13 protein-coding genes are annotated in these 23,573 nt (G+C 62.9%); 12 read left to right on the forward strand and 1 reads right to left on the reverse strand.

Going from position 1 to position 23,573, the window contains the following annotated elements; genetic code table 11:
- The first annotated feature begins 69 nt into the window (after positions 1-69).
- The 6 genes from CSC74_RS09215 to CSC74_RS09240 all read left to right on the forward strand — a co-directional run bounded on the left by CSC74_RS09215 (position 70) and on the right by CSC74_RS09240 (position 13,587).
- Positions 70-3,138: a TonB-dependent receptor gene (locus CSC74_RS09215; protein WP_162314142.1), complete on the forward strand. Its 3,069-nt coding sequence runs from the start codon at positions 70-72 to the stop codon at positions 3,136-3,138.
- A gap of 46 nt (positions 3,139-3,184) precedes the next feature.
- Complete coding sequence (locus CSC74_RS09220; protein ID WP_162314143.1) at positions 3,185-6,448, forward strand: S8 family serine peptidase; 3,264 nt, start codon at positions 3,185-3,187, stop codon at positions 6,446-6,448.
- Positions 6,449-6,743: 295 nt separating this feature from the next.
- A complete protein-coding gene (locus CSC74_RS09225; protein ID WP_162314144.1) occupies positions 6,744-7,241 on the forward strand; it encodes an RNA polymerase sigma factor in 498 nt (165 codons plus the stop codon).
- A gap of 6 nt (positions 7,242-7,247) precedes the next feature.
- The gene (locus tag CSC74_RS09230; RefSeq protein ID WP_162314145.1) at positions 7,248-8,303 is read left to right on the forward strand and encodes a FecR family protein; all 1,056 of its coding nucleotides are present in this window, start codon (positions 7,248-7,250) and stop codon (positions 8,301-8,303) included.
- A 196-nt stretch (positions 8,304-8,499) separates the two neighbouring features.
- A complete protein-coding gene (locus CSC74_RS09235) occupies positions 8,500-11,163 on the forward strand; it encodes a TonB-dependent receptor (RefSeq protein ID WP_246193091.1) in 2,664 nt (887 codons plus the stop codon).
- A gap of 243 nt (positions 11,164-11,406) precedes the next feature.
- On the forward strand, positions 11,407-13,587 hold the full coding sequence (locus CSC74_RS09240; RefSeq protein WP_162314146.1) for a prolyl oligopeptidase family serine peptidase: 2,181 nt from the start codon (positions 11,407-11,409) through the stop codon (positions 13,585-13,587).
- 157 nt (positions 13,588-13,744) lie between these two features.
- On the opposite strand, the gene CSC74_RS17545 is transcribed toward CSC74_RS09240, so the two are convergent.
- The gene (locus CSC74_RS17545; protein WP_246193093.1) at positions 13,745-14,110 is read right to left on the reverse strand and encodes a hypothetical protein; all 366 of its coding nucleotides are present in this window, start codon (positions 14,108-14,110) and stop codon (positions 13,745-13,747) included.
- A gap of 157 nt (positions 14,111-14,267) precedes the next feature.
- Between CSC74_RS17545 and CSC74_RS09245 the strand changes: the two genes are divergently transcribed.
- The 6 genes from CSC74_RS09245 to CSC74_RS09270 all read left to right on the forward strand — a co-directional run bounded on the left by CSC74_RS09245 (position 14,268) and on the right by CSC74_RS09270 (position 23,551).
- Positions 14,268-16,190 carry a S9 family peptidase gene (locus tag CSC74_RS09245; RefSeq protein ID WP_246193095.1) on the forward strand — a complete coding sequence of 641 codons (1,923 nt, stop codon included), beginning with the start codon at positions 14,268-14,270 and terminating at the stop codon, positions 16,188-16,190.
- A 227-nt stretch (positions 16,191-16,417) separates the two neighbouring features.
- On the forward strand, positions 16,418-16,927 hold the full coding sequence (locus CSC74_RS09250) for a GNAT family N-acetyltransferase (protein ID WP_162314148.1): 510 nt from the start codon (positions 16,418-16,420) through the stop codon (positions 16,925-16,927).
- Positions 16,928-17,053: 126 nt separating this feature from the next.
- Positions 17,054-17,533: an RNA polymerase sigma factor gene (locus CSC74_RS09255; RefSeq protein WP_162314149.1), complete on the forward strand. Its 480-nt coding sequence runs from the start codon at positions 17,054-17,056 to the stop codon at positions 17,531-17,533.
- Complete coding sequence (locus CSC74_RS09260) at positions 17,533-18,480, forward strand: FecR family protein (protein WP_162314150.1); 948 nt, start codon at positions 17,533-17,535, stop codon at positions 18,478-18,480. The genes CSC74_RS09255 and CSC74_RS09260 overlap by 1 nt, the downstream gene beginning before the upstream one ends.
- Positions 18,481-18,682: 202 nt before the next feature.
- Positions 18,683-21,316 carry a TonB-dependent receptor gene (locus tag CSC74_RS09265; protein ID WP_246193098.1) on the forward strand — a complete coding sequence of 878 codons (2,634 nt, stop codon included), beginning with the start codon at positions 18,683-18,685 and terminating at the stop codon, positions 21,314-21,316.
- Positions 21,317-21,481: 165 nt separating this feature from the next.
- On the forward strand, positions 21,482-23,551 hold the full coding sequence (locus CSC74_RS09270; RefSeq protein WP_162314152.1) for an alpha/beta hydrolase family protein: 2,070 nt from the start codon (positions 21,482-21,484) through the stop codon (positions 23,549-23,551).
- Positions 23,552-23,573 lie beyond the last annotated feature (22 nt).

A 23,573-nucleotide genomic window follows, 5' to 3' on the forward strand; every position in this document is an offset into this window, starting at 1 on the left:
ATTTCGATGCGCGCAAGGGGTTCCGGGAATTTGAACGCCATAACGATCGCAGTGGCATTGGCCATGGGCATGGTTTGCATTAGCCAGGACGTCCAGGCCCAGACGCAGGCCGTGGAGGCGCGGCGTTACGAAATTCCAGCAGGCAAGCTGTCCGATGCCCTGAAGCAGTTAAGCATGCAAAGCAAGCTGCAATTGCTTGCTCCACCGGAATTGACCCGGGGCCTGCGCGCGGAATCGGTCAGCGGCAACTACACGGCAAGACAGGCGCTGGAGCAGTTGCTCGCGGGCAGCGGCTTGTCGTACGAGTTCGTGAACGCGACCACGGTGGTCATCAAGCGATCGGTGCCACCACCCGCTCCGGCAAAGACAGTAAAGAAGCCCTTGGGGGCAGCGGCATCCGGAGATGACCAGAACATCGTGGGCATGCCGGCGATCATGGTCAAGGGCGAGCGGACCTTGAACATGGACATCCAGCGGAGCGTGGACGACCCGCAGCCTTACGTGGTGTTCACCCGCGAAGTCATCGAGAGTTCCGGCGCGGTCAACATCAACGATTTCCTGCGCACGCGATTGACCATGGGCACCAACGCGAGCAGCAATTCCCAGGCGGGCAACGTGGGCGGCGACACCAGTTCGGTCAGTCTTCGCGGCATGGGCGAAGGACAGACGCTCATCCTCGTAGACGGACGACGGGTCGCCCGAAGCTCCCTCGGGTACAGCTCCGGCCAGGCCGACTTGAACGGCATCCCGCTCGCGGCCATCGAGCGCATCGAGGTGCTGCCGACGACCGCTTCGGCGATCTACGGAGGTTCGGCGACCGGTGGCGTCATCAATGTCATCCTGCGCCGCGATTTCGTCGGGTCGCAGGTGGGCGTGACCTACGACAACACTTTCGATACGGATTCCGCGGTCAGGCGGATCGACATGTCGACCGGCTTCAGCCTGTTGGACGGCAGGACCAGCGTGTGGTTGTCGGGCAGCTTTTCCGAAGCCAATTCGCTCCGGGTCAAGGACCGCGATTTCATGCGCGATGCGCGGCGGGCCATCCTGGCCAACCACCCGGCAGGGCTGCGCATCGGTTCCTTCCCGCCGATCAGCTCCACCGCGAACATCGTCTCCGCGGACGGGTCCGATCTCCGGCTGCGCGACGGTACCGATCTCGGATCGTCCATGACCTATGCGCCGGCCGGCTACCTGGGCGCGCTCTCCGACAATGGGGCCGGCCTGGTCGCCAACGCCGGCGGCTTCAATCTGGATCTGGCGGACTCGGCGGTCCAGTACCCCTCCGCGGGCGGCGCGGACCTGCTGGCCACTCCCAAAGTGACTTCCTTCTCGGGATCGGTCAAACACGAGTTCAACGACCGTATCAATGCCTATATCGACTATTCCTACTCCTCCAACGAAAGCGTGACCAGAACCGGCAAGCTCATCGGCAGCCTGGTGCCCGCGAGTTCCGCGGCCAATCCCTTCCAGCAGGCGGTCTGGATCTCCACCTACGCGCCGCAACTCGACGGCGTGGTCAAGAGCGACAGTTCGTATCGGCGGATCGGCGTGGGCACCGTATTCAAGCTGGGCAAGGAATGGACCGGCGCATTCGATTACACCCGCACGGAAGCGGAAATCTCCAGCGTGAACGACTCGCCGTACTTCCCGCCCAGTTTCAATGCCGATGTCCAAAGCGGCGCGATCGACCTGCTCAAGGATCCCTACCTGCTGGGCAACGACCTGTTGCCGTACTTCGCGGGCGATGCCATTACATGGTTCCCGATCGATTCCGTGGCGAAGAATCCGTCCCTGCGGATAAGCGGTCCCTTGGGAAACATGCCCGGAGGGAAGCCGACGGTATCCCTGCTGCTGGAGCGCCAGGATCTGGAGTACGGAATGGGGATGCAGGCGACCCCGGTGGTGGCCACCTTCTTCCCGCCGCGGACGCAGACCGTCGACAGCGCCTATTTCGAGCTCAGCCTTCCGATCTTCTCGGATCTCAACCGCGTCAAGTGGATCGAATCGCTCGATGTGCAACTGGCGGGGCGTTGGGATTTCTACAAGAGCTGGAATGCGAGCCACGTGAGCGGAACGATGGGAGGGCCACCACCGGTATTCACCTACGTCGAACAGGAGGCCAACGAATTCAGTCCGCTGATCGCTTTCAAATACCGGCCTGGCGAGTCGCTGATGTTCCGCGCCAGCTACGGCACAGGCTTCATACCGCCGGACGTGAACCAGCTGGGCGTGCCGACGCAGTACGAAAACTTCGCCTCGTTCATGGATCCCAAGCGCGGTTTCACCGGGCCGGTCGCGCCCTACCTGCGCAGCCAGGGCGGAAGCCCCGATCTCGTGCCGGAGGAATCCAAGAGCTGGTCGATCGGCATGGTGCTGACGCCGGCTGCGATCGACTCGCTACGCCTGTCCCTGGATTTCACCCGCACCGAGAAGACCAATGTCATCTCGACACTGAGCGACCAGGTGATCCTGGACAACGAGGAAAGTTTCCCGGGAAGAATCACCCGCGGCCCCAAGTTGCCCACCGATCCGGAGGATTGGGCGGGTCCGATCATCGCCCTGGACGGCTCGATGGTGAACGTGGGCAAGTTCAACATCGATACCGTCGACATGCAGTTGGACTATACGTGGCAGACGGAGAGGTTCGGCCAGTTCGACTGGTTCGCCGTCGGGACGTGGATCGGAAAGTACGAGCGCCAACTCGCGCCGACGCTGCCTTTCACCGACCAGCTGGGAATCGGCGGGTCCACGGCGAACGTCGCCCTGAAATACAAGGTCAATACCGGCGTCCGTTGGCATCTGGATAACTGGAGCGGCGGCTGGACCTTGCGTTACCTGGACTCCTATCTGGTCGCCGATCCTTCGCTGGCGAGCAGCGCCAACGCCATCGCCAGCCAGGGCAAGGGCGGGAGGATTCCGAGCCAGACGTACCAGGACGTATACCTCGGATATGCGTTCGGGCTGTCGGACCGCCATGGCATGGGGAACATCGTGGAGGGGCTCGACCTCAAGGTCGGCGTGAGGAACCTGTTCAACCGGACGCCGCCTTTCGACTACTCGACGCTCAACTACTACAGCTACCTGGGCGATCCCAGGCTGGCCAGCTACTACATCACGGTCACCAAGTCGTTCTGATTCCAGCCACTGCGCGTAGTCGAACCGAAACCCCCGGGGCCCATACATGAATTCGAATATCGCTTCCAGCGTAGCGGCGATGCTGCTCGCCTTCTGTTCCACTGCCCATGCCTATCGCCTCGATGAGCACGATGCGACCAAGCTGGCGCTTTACCGCGCGAACAACGAGAAGACGGTCATCCTGGTCGTGGCCGCCGCCAAGGGCGCCTCGGCCGGAGTGGCGGAGCTCACGACAAAGCTGGGCGGCCGCGTGGATTTCCTCCACGCCGCGTCGGACTATCTGACGGTGGTTCTGCCGCAGGCGCAGGTGGAACCCTTCCTGGCGCAGGCGCAAGTCGAAGCCGTGGAAGTCGACAACCTTCCCGGCCCGTACCTGGGCCAGCTCTACGGCTGGCAGTATCCCGAAACATCCCCGGAAAAGCCGGAAGAAAAGCGTCCTCCGGTCCCGCCGGTAGTGCATGCCGACGAAAACTGGCCGCCAAGGCCCGGTGCGCACAACCTGGACAAGGCGCATTCGATACTCGAGGACCTCGACGGCGTCGCATTCCGGAAGAGGAACCCGGCCAACGATGGTCGCGGCGTGGTGGTCGCGCATGTGGAGTGGTTCCCGGACTTCCTGCTTCCAGAACTGCAGGTGGCTTACGACGCACAGGGCAGGCAAGTGCCGAAGTTCGCGGATGTGATCAATATCCAGGGCACGTCGGCCTCGCTGGATCCGGATCCACCACGCGCCGGCGAGATGTGGAGCAGCAGGTTGAGCGCAAGGTCGGATGCGCGGAACGGGTCGCTGGATTTCCAGGGCCGTCGTTACCGCGTGCCGGCCGCGGGAAGTTACAGGATGGCGGAATTCACCGTCCGCCGGTCCGATTCATGGGCCACCAGCGTCTATCCCCTGCTGCGCGGAACGATGCCCGCGGAGGCCAGGGGTCGCGCCCGCGAAGGCGCAATCACGTATCAGATCCTGTGGTCGGACGAAAAGCGCACGGCATGGCTGGACACCGACTTCGATGGCGATTTCGCCGACGAAGAAGGAGTGCGGGAGTACCGGTCCGGCCAACGATTCGGCGTACTCGGAGTGGACGATCCCGCCACGCCATTGCGCGAGACGATCGGCTACGGCATCCAGAAGGATGGCGACTATATCGCGGTGAACATCGGTTTCGGCGGCCATGCCAGCATGGTCGCGGGAGCGGCTGTGGCCAACAAGTCGTCGGGTGGAAGGGTGGACGGCGTCGCCCCCGGCGCACAGGTGATCGCGGTCGGCTCCTCCAGCTCCAATGGCACGGCCGAGTACGCGCGCGCATTGGTCCGGGTATTCGAGAATCCGGACGTGGACGTCGTCCTGCTGGAAGGAAACCTGTACACCACGGGTGCGATCTATCGGTTGAAGGACGGCCGCAGTGCGCTGTCGATAATCGCTGACAGATTGGCGGCGCTGCATCCGAAGCCCACTTTCATGACCGCATTCAACGCGCAGGGAATGTCGACCATGCTCGACACCGCGGTGCCGGAATCGATCATTGCGGTCGGCGCCTACCAGAGCGCGCAGAGCGTCTACTCCAACCATGGGATCCTCACGCGCCATGCCGACGATCTGCATTGGGTCGGTTCCGAAGGGCCTACCGGAATCGGGTCGCTCAAGCCGGATTTCCTGTCGCCCGCCAATCCCATGAGCCTGGAGCCGAGGTTCCGCCCCGGCAGCGGCGCCCGCACCGATGGAATATTCGAGCTTCCCCCCGGTTACGGGATCTGCAGCGGAACTTCCTGCGCGACGCCCGTTGCCGCTGGCGCGGCCGCCTTACTGGTAGGTGCGGCCAAGCGCGAAGGTTTGCCGCACGACGCACCAGCGGTGCATCGTGCGTTCCGCGATGGCGCACGCTTCATGGATCGTCTCCCGGCCTACAAACAAGGCCGCGGCGTAATGCAGCTCGATGCGGCCTGGCGGGCGCTGCAGGCGTCGGCGGCGGGGCCGGTCGTGGATCGGATCGAAGTGATCGCGCCCGTCCGCACGGCGACCAGCCGGTATCTCGGAACGCCCAATGAAGGCGTGGGGATCTTCGAACGCGAAGGTTGGCGGGCGGGCACGAGCGAAAAACGCACCGTCACGTTGATCCGCAAGAGCGGTGCGGAGGGGCCCGTTCCTTACAGGATTTCCTGGCAAGGCGAGCACTCGGCCTTCACGGCACCCGACAGCATCGTGCTTCCCCTGGATAAACCGGTGGAGCTGGCGATCGGCATTTCGGTGGCGAAGACGGGCGTCTACAGCGCAGCGCTGCATCTCGAACGGGAAAGCGGCGGCGGCCCGGTAGCCAGCGTGCCCGTGAGCATCGTCGTGCCGCAACGCTTCACGGACGAGAATGGATACAGCGTGGTCGAGTCCTTCGATCTGGAACGCCCCGACCGTCGCAATCTCTTCTTCGAAGTTCCGGAGGGCGCCGAGGTACTGGACTTCTCCGTGCAGGCGGCAAGGCAGGAGGTAAGAGTGGATGTGATCGCGCCCGACAACAGTTTCGCCGGCTACCTGTTGCCGAAAGACGCGTCGCGGGCCGCTGCATTCGACAAGCCGATGGCCGGTACCTGGCAACTGGTGGTCACCGATACCGCCGATTCCAGGGCTTTCGACTGGTCCGTGCCCAGGGGCGAGGTGCTGCCGGCGACCCCGGTCAAGCTGACCGCTTCGATTCGCGCGGTTTCGGTGGCTATCGAGGGTCGGCGTGTGGAGTTGACCAATGAAATGGCGGCGACGGAAACCGCCGTGGCGAAATCCTCCGTGGCTGGAATCCGTTCGATGGAACACACTCTGAAGGCGGGGCAAACGCTCGTCCATGAGATCGAAGTGGAGGCGGGGACCGAGCTGCTGGTGGTCGAACTGGAAATAGTGGAGTCCAAGGGCCAGGAGGTTGCGCTCTTCCTCTACGATTGCTCCAAGTCCGATTGCACGACCTCGCGCCGCCTGGAGTGGAATGGGCAAAGCAAACGGATCCTCGTCGAAAATCCAAGCGCGGGAAAATGGAAGGCGCAACTGGTCGCATCGGGTTCCGGAGAGGCGAAGGTCCGGTATTCCGACTACTACACCCACCCCGGACTGGGCGCGCTGGCCACCACCGACTCGATCCGGAAACGAAGCCCCGGCGCGCAATGGGCGGTGGACTGGAACGTCTGGCGGGCGCAGGAGCCGAAGCCCGGCTATCGGGCCGCCGGCCTCATCTGGTTGCAGGAACGGGAAGGTCGTGTCCAGCACTACATCCACGAGACGGCCAAGCGCTCCCACTCCATACCGCTTGCATTGAAGCCTTTTCCGCTGGACTGACCGATCGGGAACAGACTCGGGAGCGTGGGGTTCGAATCCCCGATCGAACCTCTCTCGCGGCGTGAAGTAGGGTGCCGTTCCTATGCCTGCGACTTGGTTCCTGATCGGATGCTTGCATGCAAGCAGAAGCGCGGATTTATTTCGATGGACGTTCCTTGACGATGTAATCCGGGTTGCGTATTACTGTGCTAACCCCCCCCACTCGGACAGGTTCGCCTGCGCTGCCAGGATGAATGCTTCGGCTCCTGCGATGATGGAATTGTGCGCATGCGACGACCCGCGTGCAGACGATCTCATGCACGTGCTGGAAGAGCATCGCCCCTCCCTGCGCGTCTTCCTGCGCAAGCGCTTGCGCAACGAAGAAGACGTCAACGACGCGCTGCAGGAAACCTCGCTGCGGCTGTTCCATTTCCAGTCGCACAGCACGGTTGAGTCGCCGGCGGCGCTGATCTACCGGGTGGCCGACCGTGTCGCGGTGGACTTCTTGCGCCGCGCGCAGTCGCACCGGGCCAGTGCGCATTGCCCATTGGAGGATGTCCCGCTCTTTTCGCAGGAGCCTTCCCCCGAACAGCTGGCATCGGCGGAACAGGATCTTGGACAGTTGATCGAGGCGCTGGAACGGCTGTCGCCGAAATGCCAGGACGTCTTCCTGCTGAGCCGGATGGAGGGCCTCAGCTATCCCCAGATCGCCGCCCGCTGCGGAATTTCAGTGAAGATGGTCGAGAAGTACATGAGCCGTGCCCTGGCCGAGTTGCGCGGGCGGGTAGGTGATCGGCCCGGGGCTGCGACGTAGATGGACATGGACGAAAACAACACCGTGGGCGTGCAGGAGCAGGCCGACCGCTGGTTCGCCCGTTTGCTGGCGCCCGATTGCAGCGCGCGCGAACGCGAAACCTTCGAGCAGTGGCGGCGCGTGCCCGAACATGCTTCCGCCTACGGACAGCGCGAGCGATTGTGGCGGCGTTTCGCGGAGCCGGAAGTCGCCGGCGATCCGCGCCTTGCGGCCCTGCGGGAACGTGTCCTTGCGCGTACCGCTGCAGGCGGAGCGGCTGGCGCTTCCGACTGGCAACAGACACTGGCGGCGCTTCCACCGAGAGCCAGGCCGGAGCGCATCGTCCGCAAACGTCGGACATGGCCCTTGGCGATAGCCGCCAGCATCTGCGCCCTGGCGATAGCGCTTGGCGTGCGTTTCATGGGGACGGGGTCCGCGGAAGCGATGTATGTCTCCATGGGCGCGCTTCGCGAAGTCGCATTGGAAGACGGTACGCGCGTACAGTTGGACGTGGGCACGGAACTGGCGGTGCGTTTCGATGGCGACGCGCGTGCGGTGACGCTGCGTCGCGGTCGCGCGTTGTTCGATGTGGCGCACGATGCGCAGCGGCCTTTCACCGTGGATCTGGGCGACAGCCAGGTAACCGTGCTGGGCACGCGTTTCCAGATATTGCGAAGCCCCGACGATGTCAGCGTCACTCTGGACAGGGGTTCGCTTCGCCTGGATGGAGGAACCGGGGCCGTCGCCCGCAGCGAGCGGCTCGTGCCCGGGGACCAGGTCGGTTACTCACGGCAGGATCCGTCGACGTGGCACAAGCGCAGAGTGGACAGCGCCGCCGAGACCGCCTGGTCGCGTGGTCGCCTGGTGTTCCGTGCCACGCCCCTGGCTGAAGCGGTCCGGGAGGTCAATCGCTACGCGAATCCCAAGCTGCACCTGGCGGATCCGTCGTTGTCCGATCTGCGGGTCAGCGGAAATTTCATCGCGGGCGACGGCGACCTTGTGGCATCCACCTGGGCGGCTACGTTGCCGCTGCGGGTCGAGAAGCGGAGCGACGAGATCGTACTTCGATCCATCCGCAAGTAAGTGGGCCCTCCAGGAAAGTGCGGATTGTCGATCTGCGCCTGGAAGATGGGCTCCGCAATGGAGCGGAAGGCGATGGCGATTGCCGTTGAATCGAAGCCGGAAGGAGCTGCGATTGGCGGTAGGGTGTTGTCATTGGGATTGCGACTCTAGTTCTCGAAGCCGGGCCGACACGGTCCGCCACCTGGGGAAATCGCATATGACCAATACCGCTGCAGCAGGACGCCTCGGACGTTCCTGTCGAACATCACTGCGCCATGCGGTCGCAGTCGGGTTGCTGATGATGGTCGCCGGACTGTCGCATGCGCAAACGGCGCCGCCGCAAGCCTTCGATATTCCGGCAGGCACCCTGATCGAGGCGCTGGATCGTTTCGGCGAACAAAGCGGCTTGCAGGTGACCTACGACGCCGAGTTGCTCAAGGGAAAGCGCGCGTCCGCGGTGAATGGCAAGTTGAGCGCCAATGCCGCCTTGGCGCAGTTGCTCAAGGGTTCGGGCCTTCGCTCGGGCTTCATCAACGAACGGACCGTCGTCATCAAGAAAGCGGAGGCCGCACCGCCCGAGAAGCCGGCAGCGCCCGCTCGCCCGGCGGGTTCCGAAAAGCAGGGGGGCGCTGCGGCGCCCGAACCGACGATGCTGGATACGATGACGGTTACCGGAACGCGCATCCGTGGCGGCGCTGCCGCATCGCCGACGATCACGATCGACGCCGAAAACATCCGCGAACAAGGCTTCTCGGATCTCGGCGAGGTCATCCGCAGCTTGCCGCAGAATTTCAACGGCGGCCAGAATCCGGGCGCCGTCGCCACTTCGGCTTCGCTGGGCAATATCGCCAACGGAAACTTGACCGGAGGTTCGGGCCTGAACCTGCGCGGCCTGGGGCCGGACGCCAGCCTGACCCTGCTCAACGGCCGACGCATGGCTTACGGCGGCAATGCGCAATCGGTCGATATCAGCGCGATTCCCGTGGAAGCGGTGGAGCGCATCGAAATCGTTCCCGACGGCGCTTCGGCCGTCTACGGTTCCGATGCGGTGGCCGGTGTCGGCAATGTGATCCTCAAGCGCGACTTCGAGGGCGTGACCGTGGGCGCGCGCTACGGCGACGCCGCCAACGGTGGGATGACATCGCGCGACTACACCATCACTGCGGGCACGACCTGGTCCAGCGGCGGCGTCATCGCGACCTACAAGGACACGTCGGTCGATCCCATCTACGCCGATCAGCGCGACTATGCCGCGAACCTGCCCAACCCGTATTCGATCTATCCGGGCAGCGACGCGCGCAGCGGACTGGTCAGTGCGCATCAATCGCTGGGCGATGCCTTCGAATTCAGGCTGGACGCGCTGCGTACCGAGCGCGACCAGGTCTACGACACCGGCTACGGCAGCATCTACTATCACTACGCGCCCAGGACCACGACCACCCTGGTATCGCCGGCCCTCGAATTGCTGATGGCCAGCGACTGGCTGCTGTCGTTCGGCGCAACCTGGGGCAAGGACGACACCCAGAACGATGCCGACATCGTCACCCTCGCGACCGGTGCCTCCACGCCCGCGATCAGGACGTCCTACGGCAACGAGAGCCGCACCTACGAGTTCGGTGCCGAAGGCCCGTTGTTCGCGTTGAAAGGCGGCGATGCACGGTTGGCCGTGGGCGCAGGCTACCGGACCAACAGCCTGCTGGTTGAAAGCCAGGCCACCGGCAGGACTGCCGCCGATGGCGACGAAAGCAGCCGCTTCGCCTATGCCGAACTCAGCCTGCCGCTGATCAGCCCGGACCCGGCGACCTCGACGGGGCAGCGCCTGATGTTGACGGCCGCCGTGCGCGGCGAGGACTACGACAGTTTCGGCAACGTGAACACTCCCAAGCTCGGCCTGGTCTACGACCCTAGTGCGGATGTCACGCTGAAAGCCTCCTGGGGACGCTCGTTCAAGGCGCCGACCCTGAGCCAGCGTTACTCGCCGCAGTACGCCTATCTGAGCCCGGCGCGCAATTACGGCGTCGCCACGCCCGCCGATGCGACGGTGATCGGGACCAACGGCGGCAATGCCGATCTCGGTCCGGAACGTGCACGGACCTGGACCGCGTCGCTCGCGTTCCATCCCCGGGCCTTGCCTGGACTGGAAGCCGAGCTGACCTGGTTCGACATCGACTACACCGATCGCGTGGTGATGCCCATCGCCAACAGTGCCGAGTCCTTGACCAATCCGATCTACGCGCAGTTCGTGGTGCTGGCCCCGACGCCGGAGCAACAGGCGGCGGTCATCGCCGATTCCATCTTCACCAACCAGACCGGGGCACCCTACGATCCCGGCAAGGTCGTGGCCATGTCCTTCAATACCTACGTCAATGCGACGCGGCAGCGGGTGCGCGGCATCGACCTGTCCGCCTCCTACGGACAGGATATCGGCGACGGCCACCTGATGCTGAGCGGTTCGGCCAGCTGGCTGGACAGCTCGCAGCAGACCACCTCCGGGCAGAGCAGCCACGACCTGTCGGGCTCGATCTACAACCCGGCCAAGCTCAACGCGCGTCTCGGTGCGGTCTGGAGCCAGGGCAGGTTCACCGCATCCACGTTCGCCAACTACACCGGCGGCGTGGAAGAGAATTTCTGGGCCAGCGGAGGCACGTTCAAGACAGCCTCGTTCACCACGTTCGACGCGACCTTGCTGTATCGGACCGATGGGCAGTCGGGCCTGTGGTCGGGCCTGGAATTCTCGCTGTCGGCGCAGAATCTGTTCAACCGCGATCCGTCCTTGTTCTCGGTTGTCCCGATGTATTCGCCCTATGTGCCGCGCTACGACGCGACCAATACCTCGGTGATCGGCCGCTACGTGAGCGTGTCGGTGTCCAAGCACTGGTGACCGATTCCGGAAATGCATTCGGGTGAGACCGCGCGACGTCCGGGGACTATCGGAGTTTGTGACACGGGATCGCTGCGGCCGCGATCAAGCGCATTCCCGTAGGGCGCCCGCGTTCCATCGAGATGGGTGGCTCTATTCCGCAAGTACGCATGGAGTCGATCCGGCATCGGAACGATGATTGAACGGTGTGCGATGCCGATGAGTCCGGAGGCGTCCGCCAACATAGACAGAGGAATAAAAATCATGCATCGCCGCACATCATTCTCACGGCCCGGTCCGATCCGGATTCGTTTCATCACAGGCATGAGGGCGCTGCTGACCCTCATTGCCGCACTGCCCGGAACGACGTTGGCGGCGCAGGCCGCATCGGCATTTGCAGAGCCGGGGCGTGTCTGGACGCTGCAGGACATCGCCGCGGCGCCGGAGATCGTCGATCTTTCCGTCTCGGAGGACGGGCGGCAGGCGATGTACATCATCCGCCACGGCGACCTGGACAAGAATGCGAAGATTTCGAGCCTTCACCGGGTCGATCTTGCAACGGGCGTCGATCGGGAGCTGAAGTCTTCGACCTGGCTCAGCAAGCTCCAGATCATTCCAGGGTCGACGGATTGGAGTGTGCTGGCCGATACAGGCGACGGGGTGCAGCTCTATCGCGTCGACGGCACGGGACGGTTCAAGGCCATGCTCATCAACCGCGATCTCGATCAGGTGGGTGGAGCGGCGGAGGGTCGGCAGGCATTCGGGATTTCCGATTACGGCTGGTCGCCGGACGGGAAAAGTTGCTGGTACGAGAAGAGGACCTCGCAATCGCCCGACACGCCGACAGTGAATCCCCTGTTCCTGCCGCTGATTACCACATACGGCGCCAATCCTGTCGAGCTTTGGGTCAGAAGCGGCGATGGCGAGGATGCGCTTCTGGACCGCATCGATGCTATCGCGGGGGGCTATTTCACCGTCGAGTGGGACGATACGTCTTCTTCCTTGACCTACTGGGTGCGTTCCCAGGACCGGAAATCGTTGGAGCAACGCCGATGGTCGCGGCATGGGCGGAAAGCCGAGGCCCTCTCGAGCGAATCGTCATTCCATGTGCCGGTCCACGATGCCCGCGGCCCTCGAGGGGGTTCGCTTGCGACGACCGGCTTTGGCGGCGATCGCAAGCTCATCGAGACGTTGAAGGATGGTTCGGTGGTCGAGTATGGCCGCGCAGGATTCAGGCTCGGCGATCCGCGGGCATCAGGAACCTGGATTTCGCCTGCGGGCGACGTCGCTCTGTTAGGCACCCGGTACTACGACGACACCAGATACGGACTGGTAAGGGTCATGAAATCCGGTGCCGTAGAGGAAGTGCCCGTTGCCGGCAGCCTGACCAACTGTTCCGTCAATCGCGCGTTCACGGCCGGCGTATGTGTCCGCCAGTCGATGATTTCGCCCCCGGAACTCGTTCGTCTGGATCCTCGCAAGGGCGGTGCGACCTCGATAGTCGGTCTTGCGCCTTCGTACGCCACCATACGGCCCTTGCGCGTCGCGCCGAGGACATGGACGAACCGGAACGGTTACAAAGCCAACGGCTACCTCGTGTACCCGAGGGACTACGAGAAGGGTCGGAAGTATCCGGCGATCCTGGTCACTCATGGCAGCGACGCCGACCAGAGATTCGTGGATGCCGGGTTCCAATGGGACTATCCGGTCCAGGTCTGGGCCGAACGCGGCTACGTCGTCATCGCCATGAACGAATCCGCCGTTTCGGATTCGGCCGAACTCGGTGCCGCCTATGCGCAGTGGGGCGGCGCGCCAGGTCCGCTTCCAATGGAACGGGTCCAGGATCTGATCTGGATCAATACCGTGTCGAGCTTCGAGGATGCGGTGAAGGATCTCGACAAGGAAGGATTGGTGGATGCAAGCCGTGTGGGAATCGCCGGTTACAGCGCGGGATCGCAAATGGTCAATGTCGCCATGACCCGATCGAAGGCGTTCCGTGCCGCATCGAGCGGAGACGGCGGTTATCTCGAGCCGTCCGGATACTTCTCCAACAGCGCGTCGTACCGCCCTGTTTTCGGTGGGTCGCCGTACGATCCCGCGGCGGTACCGCTCTATCGGCGTCTGTCGCCCACTTTCCGAGCCGCCCAGGCGGCCGGTCCCGTTCTTCAGCAGGTCGCCAGCGGCCACGCCTCCCAGCTTGGATTCCACGTCTCGCTCCGCGATGCGGGCGTGCCGAGCGAATTGGTCTACTACCCCAACGAGTCGCATCTGTTCCACCAGCCCAGGAATCGGCTGACCGCCATGCAGGAAAACATCGAATGGTTCGACTACTGGTTGCTGGGAAAGGAAGATCCGGATCCCGCAAAAATCGCCCAGTACGAAAGGTGGCGGGAAATGCGCGAGAAGTGGGAAAACGGAGCGAAAAAAGCGCAAGTATCGAAATAGCCGGAACGATCGCCTCGCCTTCGATCGTTCCGGCCGGTAGGGCCCGCCTCCATTCGCGCGTCCTATCAAGGCATGGGTTCTCCGCCTTGCTTGTATCCGATTGATCCACGAAAGCGTTATGCCGGCCGATCGGAAGCGGGCCGGGACGGAGACCCGCCTAGAAGGCTTTTTGGCTGACGCGCCCATCTAGATAAATGCGCGGTGGAATCCGATCGCGCCCATACGAACCTGCCCGGAGTCGAATGATCATGATCTCTTTCCGCAGCGGCCTGCTTACGGCCTTGATGGCGGCTACGACCGCCTTGTCTTCCCACGCCTCGGAACCCGCGCGGATCGCGGACCTGATCGGCGCCAACGCGTTCCAGGTCCAGGCGGCCAGTGCGACGGTTTTCGCGCCGGATGGGAAGAACCTGGCGAGCGTGTCGTGCGATCCGAAGCGGATCGGAGTGGTCGATGATCCCAACATCGCCGACCAGAGCAGATCCGGCGCCAACGCACCGTATGGAAGCATCGGATGCGACATCTGGATCTATCCGCTGTCCGGTGGCAAGAAGAGGAACCTGACCGAATCGAAGGGAAGCAACTGGTCCCCTTCATGGTCGCCGGACGGATCGCTGCTGGCGTTCCAGTCGGATCGCGATGGGGTGCCGAAGATCTGGTTATGGAACAGGAAAACGGACGTGGTCAGCAAGGTTTCGGATCTTGCCACGCGCCAATCGCGAGGTTACGAGTTTCCACTCTGGTTGAACGACAGGCAGGTGCTGGTCAAGAGTGTTCCAGCGGACGAGAAGCCGGGCACGGAACCGCTGACGAGTGCCTTGTTCGCCGCTCCCCCGAGTGAGAAGGTCGAAGGCTCGACCGTTTCCGTATTCGTCTCGCCTGCGGTCGATAAGCCCCCACAGGAAAGAAAGCCCGAAGGCGCCGATTCCAGGAAGACCGATTTCGCGGTTCTGGATGTACTTTCCGGTGCGACCGCCAGGATCTATCGGGGTGGAGAGTCTTACGCCTATCGTTTGTCTCCTGACAAGCGTTTCCTCGCCTTCCTGGACAGGGAATACGGCGCACGTGCGACCGACAGCGTGCATGCGTTGAAGCTCCTGTCACTGGACTCGGGAACCACCGAAGTCGTCGCGACCGGTATCAGGCAGACCTTCGCGGGGACGATCAGCTGGTCGCCGGACAGCCGGCGATTGGCCTATGCGTCGATCGACAAACAAGTCCAGGACCAGACCCAGGCCTCCGGGAAGGAAACCACGTTGATCAGCGAAGGCGCCGACATGTTCATCATGAACATCGACGGCGACAGGGTGCCACGTCGTGTCGCAGGCGCGCCGAACCTCTTCCTGTCGGACTATTCGGCGCCGTTGTGGGCCGCTGACAGCGTTCTTCTTTATGCCATCGGCCAGGACAACCAGGTTTGGAAGATCGACACCGGAGATATGACGTCGAGCCGTCTGACCTCGGATACGGAGCGCAAGAAGTTGATCCTGGTAAGCGAAGCATCGAGCAATGCCATTGGAAGCCAGGACGGAGGAAAAACACTGCTGGTGACGACGCGGCACAGGAAGACCCATCGCAACGGCTTCCTTCGCGTGGATACGACAACTGGAGAAGGCAGCCTATTGCGCGAGGAGGACAAGAGCTACGGCAACATATTCAATCCGCCTTATCTTTCCCCGGACCGGCGTGCCATCGCCTTCACCGCAGAGAGCAGCGAGCATGGCGAAGAGGCGTGGATAGCGGATGGGAAGTTCGAGCGCGCCAGGATGCTCAGCGAGCTCAATCCGCAGCTGGAAAAGTACAGGTTCGGCAAGAGCCGCGTTGTGGATTTCCAGACCGCCGATGGAAAGCCGCTGCAGGCCGCCCTCGTGCTGCCGGCGGACTATGAGCCGGGCAAGCGCTACCCGCTGGTGCTGTGGGTCTACGCCAGCAACGCGGATGCGGCAAGGAACGTTCACAAGTTCGGGCTGGTGGGTTTCCAGTCCTTCAACATGCACATGCTGACGACCAGGGGCTATGCGGTCATGTGGCCGGATATCCCGACCAGCGAAGGCACGCCGGTCGACGACCTGATGAAAGCGGTGATGCCGGCCATCGACAAGGTCGTCGATCTGGGAATCGTGGATCCGGACCGGCTCGCGGTGATGGGTAACAGCAACGGAGGCTATTCCACGCTGGCGCTGATCACCCGCACCGATCGATTCAAGGCGGCGGTGATGAATGCCGGCTTCGGTGACCTGACCGCATTCCACGGCACCATGGGAGGCGCATGGATACCCTGGCTGGAACAGCGCGGGGGAAGCATGAAGGTGCCACCGTGGGAGGCGCCACAGCGATATGTCGAAAACTCGCCCATCTACTATCTTGATCGCATCAAGACACCGCTGATCATCCAGGCCGGCACCGCGGATCTGTCCATAGTCCAGCATTCGGACCAGGTATGGGTCGAGATGCAGCGACTGTCGAAGCCGGCCACCTACCTGCGCTATGGAGGCGAGGGGCATCTGCTGGTGGGGGCCGCGAATCTGCAGGATTACTGGGGCCGCGTGTTGAAGTTCTACGAGAAGGAATTGGCGCCGGCAGCGAGCCGAACGGCGAATTGACCGAGCGGCCTTCCTGCATGGGGCAGCGCGCCCGGACCCCATGCTTTTCCAGGCGACAAAAAATAATTCCCGATGAGAAGTAGGGTTTCCTCTTGGCCATGCGTCTTATAGGTGGCGCTATGGCAGCCAAGTCGCATTCTCTCTCTATCCCCATTGCCCGGGCTCGCCCGGGTCTTTTTTTTTTGCTGCCGATCTCCCGATGGATATCCAAGCGAAGGGCGTGAAGCATGGAAGTGAGGCTGTTGGGGGAAAGAGATGAGGCCAGCTATCTGGCGCTGCGCTCCAGATCAATCGAGGAACATGCCGAACTGGCGACGCCGGAAATCCTTCGGGAGCTCTATGCCGCGCGGGCCGGAACCGGTGGTCTGCTGGTCGCCTACGGCCAGGAGCGGAAAAGCGTAGTCGGGGCGTTCTATGGCGGCAGCCTGGTCGGGGCGATTGGACTCGATGCGGACCGGGGGAATCGGAATCCGGAGGATATCCGTCTCTGGGGCCTCTACGTCGTTCCGCACCTTCGGGGATCCCTGATTTCGCAATTGCTTCTGGAGGAGGCGATAGCATGGAGCCGCCGCCAGCGGGGAAAGATGACTGTTTCGGTGCAGTTCTCCAGGAACAATCAGCATGCGTTCCGCTTCTTCAACCGGAACTACTTCTCCATGAAGGCTGCGGATACGGGGCTGGATGCGCAAGCTTCGACGCCGGGCGTCGTGTTCATGGACTATTTCCTTGGGGAATGAGGCGCGGGCCATCATTAGCCCATTAGAACTGCGACCCGATCGCCCACCGACCGACAATCCAGATGTCCGGATCGGCCTGCAGTATCGTCTAGGGGGTATGGGACCCGTGGGTGAGCCAGTTTTGGCATGAGCACGATCGCGCAGATGCTGGGCAAGGCCAGGGCGGTGGTGCTGCGCCATGGGGTTGCGCCGCAGGACGCCGACGACATCCTGCAGGAAGCTTTCGCTCGCCTCGAGGCCTACACGCGGACCCACGAATTGCGCTCGCAAGAAGCATTCCTGGTCACCGCTGCGGTCAATATCAGCCGCGACCAGGCGCGCCGTCGCAAACATGGCCTGATGGATTCCGGCGGCCTCGACCTGGAGGCGATCGCCGACAGTGCTCCCCAGCCCGAGGAGCAGGCGCGGGCCCAGGAAAGGTTGCGCCGGGCCAGCACCGGTCTTGCCCGGTTGGATCCCAAGGCGCGGCGTTGCCTGTTGATGCAACGGTTGGACGGAATGACCTTCGTCCAGATAGCCGAACGCGAGGGCGTTTCGGTCGCGGCGGTGGAAAAACGCGTGGCGCGCGCAGTGATGTTCCTGACGGGATGGATGGACGGATGGTGATGGAAGGGAAGTCGGAAATGGTCGAGAACGTGGTCCTGGCCGAGGCATCGGCCTGGTTGGCTAGGTTGCAGGGACCCTCGCGCACGCCCGCGGCGGAGGCGGCGTTCAAGGCCTGGCTGTCGGCCGATCCTTCGCATGCCCGCGCGTTCGCGCGCGTCACCGACACCTGGGACATCATTCCGGGCGCGGCGATGTTGGCGGCAACGCCGCGGCATCGCGCTCGGCGGCCCGTCCCGATGGCGCTGGCAGCGGGCGTCGCATTGCTGGCGGTCGCTGCCGTCTTCTGGCAACTGATGTTGCGCGACCCGGTCTACCGGACCGCCGTGGGCGAGCAGCAGACTTTCACCCTTCCGGACGGTACCCGTATCGCCCTCAACACGGACAGCAAGCTCGTCGTGAGTTACGGTCGATCGGAGCGGCATGTGCGCCTGGACCGTGGTGAAGCGTTGTTCGAAGTGGCCAAGCAGCCCGCGCGACCGTTCATCGTGCAGGCGGGCGATGAAAGGGTGAGGGCGGTAGGCACCAAATTCGTCGTACGCCGCGACCCGGATCGCTTCGCGGTGGCGTTGCTCGAGGGCAAGGTGGAAGTGACGGCGCGGCCATCGGGCGGCTCAGACCGGCCCGCGGAGGCGACCTTGCTCCTGCCCGGCGACCGCATGACCGTGCGTGCCGGAACCCATTCGCAACTGGATCGTCCCAGGACGGAAGCGGTCACCGCCTGGCAACGCGGCGAAGTCATGTTCGACAACGCAACGTTGGCCGATGCGGTCGCCGAGCTCAACCGCTATGGCGCGATCAGCGTGCGTCTGGTCGATCCGGAACTCAAGGCATTGCGTGTATCGGGCGTTTTCAGCACCCGGGATCCAAAAGAGTTCGCGCAAGCCGTTGCGCAGTTGCATCGTTTGAAAATGGACGACAGCGGAAACAACATCGTCCTCAAGCGTTGACCTCTGCCTCAAGATGCGGCATCCGCGTCGACCATCGGCGAAAAATAGTCGATGCATGGAAACAGTGGAAGCGCATCTTCCGCATGTCCGGATCCGGTCCGTCGAACGTCTATCCCGGTAAGGCGCATCGCCCGGTACGCCGAACGCATCCCTGGGGGTTTTCATGTCGTTGTTCGCAAGCCGTTCCACGCTCGCCGCCGCCTTGTCGTTGGCGCTCTGTTCCGCGCCGATCGCTGTTTACGCGCAGGTCACGCATGTCTTCAACTTGCCGACGCAACCCTTGGCCGATTCGCTGCGGGCCGTGGGCAGCAAGGCAGGCGTCAATGTCGCATTCGACCCGGCGGTAGTGAAGGGCAGGAAAGCGAAGGCGTTGAAAGGAAGCTTCACGGTGAAGCAGGCGTTGCAGCAGTTGATAGAGGGCACCGGACTGACCGTACGCGCCACGGACGGCGGAACTTTCCTGATCGAGACGGTTCACCTGCAGGCGAGTATCGGCAATGCTTTCCAGGGGGAAATCCCGGCCGCTCCGCAGTCCGGTTCGACTGCGGCGGAATCGCCGGCGGCCGATGCGGCAGGAAGCCTGCGGCAAGAGTCCCAGGTCCGTTCCGGGGCAGCCGCCTCCAAAGCGAGCGGAAGCATCAGCGAAATGGATGCCATGGTCGTTACCGGCACGCGCATCCGTGGCGGCACGACCGCTTCTCCGCTTATCACCATCGATGCCAAGCAGATCAGGGAGGAGGGTTTCACCGATCTCGGTGAGGTGATACGCAGCGTGCCGCAGAATTTCAGGGGTGGACAGAACCCCGGGGTCGTGAACGGCGGCAACGTGATCGACCAGAACATGACCGGTGGTTCCGGGCTCAATCTGCGTGGCCTGGGTCCCGATGCATCGCTCACGCTGCTCAACGGCCGGCGGATGGCTTACGGCGGCTTCGCCCAGGCGGTGGACATAAGCGCGATTCCATTGGAGGCGGTGGAGCGCATCGAGATCGTTACCGATGGCGCATCGGCGATCTATGGTTCCGATGCCGTCGGCGGCGTGGGCAACGTGATTCTCAAGCGCGAATTCGAAGGCGTGACGCTAGGGGCCCGCTATGGGACCGCGACCGATGGTGGGCTGACTACGCGGGAATACACCGCCACCGCGGGGGCAGTCTGGTCCAGCGGCGGCCTGATCGCGACCTACAAGGATTCCTCCTCCGATCCCATCTATGCGGACCAGCGCGAATACACCGAGCATCTCATCAGCCCGAGAGCCATCTATCCGGGACTCGAGTTGCAGAGTGGACTGGTCAGCGCCCATCAATCGCTCGGCGAAGTGGCAGAACTGAGGCTGGATGCCCTGCGCACCGAGCGCGAGCAGATCCAGTACCTGGGGTTGGCCACTTACTACAATTTCTACAAGACAAACAACACGACCTCGTTGGTGTCACCCAGCGTCGAATTCTGGCTGGGCAAGGACTGGACATTGTCGCTCGCGGGGACGCGGGCGAAGGACGAAGCATTGTCAGACGTAACCCAGGTGATCGTCGCGACTGGCGCCTCCGCGCCACTAGCGACGATCTGCCATTGCAACGAAAGCCGCTCCTACGAGGCCAGCGCCGAAGGGCCATTGTTTCCGATGGGGGGCGGTGATGCGCGTCTTGCCGTCGGATTGGGATATCGCACCAACGAATACCTGTACCGCTCGAATACGGTATATGGAGACTCGGAAAGCAGCCGCTTCGCCTATGCCGAGTTGAATCTTCCGTTCATCAGTCCGGAGTCGAACCTCGTTGGAGCGAACCGGCTTGCGATGACCCTTGCGGTTCGCGGCGAGGACTACGATGAATTCGGACGGGTCACGACGCCGAAGGTAGGCCTGCTCTACGATCCGAACAAAGACTTCACGTTGAAAGCATCCTGGGGAAAATCGTTCAAGGGTCCGACCCTCGAGCAGCGCAGCGTGGGCCAGTATGGCGTCCTTTATGACGCGGGCACGGTTGGCGGCACCGGATACGCGCCGAATGCGACGGCCCTGATGGCGTTCGGAGGAAACCCCGATCTCGGCCCGGAGCGTGCGCGCACCTGGACCGCATCGATGGCCTTCCATCCGGAAGCCGTGCCGGGCCTGGAAGCCGAGTTGACCTGGTTCGACATCGATTACACGGACCGCGTGCTCCGGCCGATGCTCATCAACTTCGCGTTGAGTACGCCGGCCTATGCCGATTTCATCACCTACTCTCCGACCCCGGCGCAGCAGGCCGAGATTCTCGCCATGCCGATCTTCGTCAATGCATCGAGTGCGCCTTACGACGCCGACACCGTTGTCGCGATCCTGCACAATCAATACACCAACATGGCCAGACAACGCCTCAAGGGCCTGGATCTATCGGGATCCTATCGGCTCGATCTCGGCAGCGGCAGGGTGACGATTCGCGGTTCCGCCAGTTGGCTGGACAGTTCGCAGCAGAACAGTGCGGGGCAAAGCAGTTACCAGCTGTCGGGAACCATCTTCAATCCGGCCAAGTTGAACGGCCGTCTCGGCCTGGTCTGGAGCAGGGGCGGCTTCACTGCCTCGGCTTTCGCCAGCTACACCGATGGCCTGACCTATGACGTTGCGGGGATTCCGCGGGAAACGGCGTCGTTCACGACGTTCGACGCCACAATGAACTATGCGACCAGCAAGGAGGATGCTCTTTGGTCGGGGTTCGAATTTTCGTTGTCGGCGCAGAACCTGTTCGACCGGCCGCCGCCGTATTACCTGCCCGCGTCGCCCACGATACCGCCCTACGACTCGCTCAATCATTCGGCCATCGGGCGTTATCTGAGCGTCTCGGTGTCCAAACACTGGTAGTCGCGTGAAGGCGGTACGGACCTTGCGCGGTCCGCGGCTGCAATGCGGCGAATCGTTTCGCGCCCGGCTCTTGAAGCCCATTTTCAAAAGCGGCCACGAATGCCCTGCCTGTCCGATGGGCGGGATTCGATCGGGGCCTGTCCAGAACACAACAGGAGAGAGTGCATGCAACCCGACCGGTCGCTCGGATTGTCGAGGAAGTGGATTTACGTCGGGGCAAAAGCGGCGGTGTTCCTGACGACATTGCCGTGCATGCAGTTTGCCGGTGCGGCCGATACCGCCACAACGACCGGCGAACCGGCGACTGCGGAAGAGGTCACTCTCGAAAAACTTCTGGAAGTTACGTCGGAGGACGGGAAACTGTTGGTGAGCCAAGGGCCGCGCGAGTTGCTCTGGTACAGCGATTCGGTCGCGTACGCCCGGATACCCGGAGAAAAGCTCGGCGGCAGCGGAGAGTCGTTGCTGAGGATAGATGCGGGCAACGGAGGGACCGAGAGGTCGGGAAGCTACAGCTACGTCGGGTTCTCGCCAGATGGAAAGTTCGCGCTGAGATTCGATGAAGGACGGTTGGCCCTCGGGCGGATCGTCGATGGCGCCTTCACCGAGTCGAGGCAGATCAAGGGATGGAAGAAGCTGGAGGGCCGCACGGGCCCGTCCACGAAGACATTTGCATGGTCTTCCGATTCCGGATCTCTGGCCTATGTCGCTGCCGCGCGCGCCGAAGAAAGCGATCGGGAGGCGAAGAGCCATGGCGCGTCCGGAGATGTGCTGATGCTGGTGGACCTGAAGTCTTTGAGCGAGGAAGTGCTGTTCGCGCCTGGCAGGCCGATACCCGCGATAAGTTGGCCGGGCCATCGCGATTCGATCTTCCTGGCGGCAGGACGGAGCGGGAAGGATGCGGCCGGGCCGGAATCCAGCCTGATCGAGGTTTCGTTGGATGGCCGCAAGAAGAGCGGGATCGACTATCCCGATCTTCCGGCGCACATGATCCGGCCCATCGCCTCCCCGGACGGCACGCGACTGATCCACTCCCTGGGAGACTATTTCCACCGACCTGTGGCCGCTGCCCTGCCTGTCCGCTCGCTCGATGTCGAAAGCGGAGCGTTGCAGTCGATGGTCCAGGCGCCGGGACTCGATACGTACACCCTGCAATGGGATGCCGTCGGCGACCTGTGGGCGGCCTGTCGATCCGGTCCCCTGCTGGACAGTTTTTGCCGGCTCGGGAAGGACGGAAGCATCGGTCTCAAGATCGCCGGTCCGTTCAACGAAGAAGTCAAGTCGTTCGGAATATCGCCTGACGCCCGGAAAATCGCCTGGACCTCGCTCGATGTGCTGGGGACTTTCCGTATCCGCATGCTGGATATCGGCGGCAATGAGAGCAGGGAGGTCTACCGGTCGGCGCCAATCGTGGACCAGGATAGGCTGGCCAGGGTGAAAGCCTTCAGCTGGAACACCAGAGATGGCATGGAGCTGCAGGGGCTTCTGATCACCCCCAAGGATTTCGTGGCGGGCCGGAAGTATCCCCTGATAGTCGACGTGCACGGAGGTCCGGCCCCCGTGGCACTGAGGGGAGCGCTATTCAGTTCCTCTCCGCTGGAATGGCAGATGTGGTCGGACCGCGGTTATCTGGTTTTCGTTTCCGATTATCGTGAAAGCGGCGCGTACGGCATTTCGGAAGAGCTCATCCGGAGTGGTCCGGGCAAGTTCGTCATCGACCGCAATGTGGACGACGTGATCGACGGGATCGGAAAACTCAAGGACGACGGATTCGCGGATCCGGAACGGATCGCCATAATCGGCCACAGCATGGGGTCGGTAGCGGCCAATCACATGCTGATGCGCGGAGAACGATTCCGTGCCGTCGTGTCGAAAGAAGGCATTCCCTCCTGGAACCTGCCCGGCTATTACGAGCGGATGAAGGACGCTTGGATGTGGTGGTTCAATGCGAGCAGTGAAGCGGATCTGAAGCGGATGCTGACCCGATACTCCCTCGAGTCGAACACCGGGAAGGTGAATTCACCCGTCCTCTTCATAAATGCCATATCCGAGCATCCGGATGCCGCAACCTTGGTCAAGAAGGAGGCGCTGGATAGGGTGGTCGCCGACTTGCGAGGGAAAGGCCTGGAGGCCGAAGTGGTTCAGCTGGCCGACGAGAAGCATGTGCCCCTGAACATGGAGAACGTTCGCGAATACGGGAGAATCACGGTCGATTGGATAGATCGTAAGCTGAAGTGACCGATGCCGCATGACAGGGCGT

It is taken from the genome of Pseudoxanthomonas yeongjuensis (genome assembly GCF_010093345.1).
In the GTDB taxonomy this organism is placed as follows: Bacteria; Pseudomonadota; Gammaproteobacteria; order Xanthomonadales; family Xanthomonadaceae; genus Pseudoxanthomonas_A; species Pseudoxanthomonas_A yeongjuensis.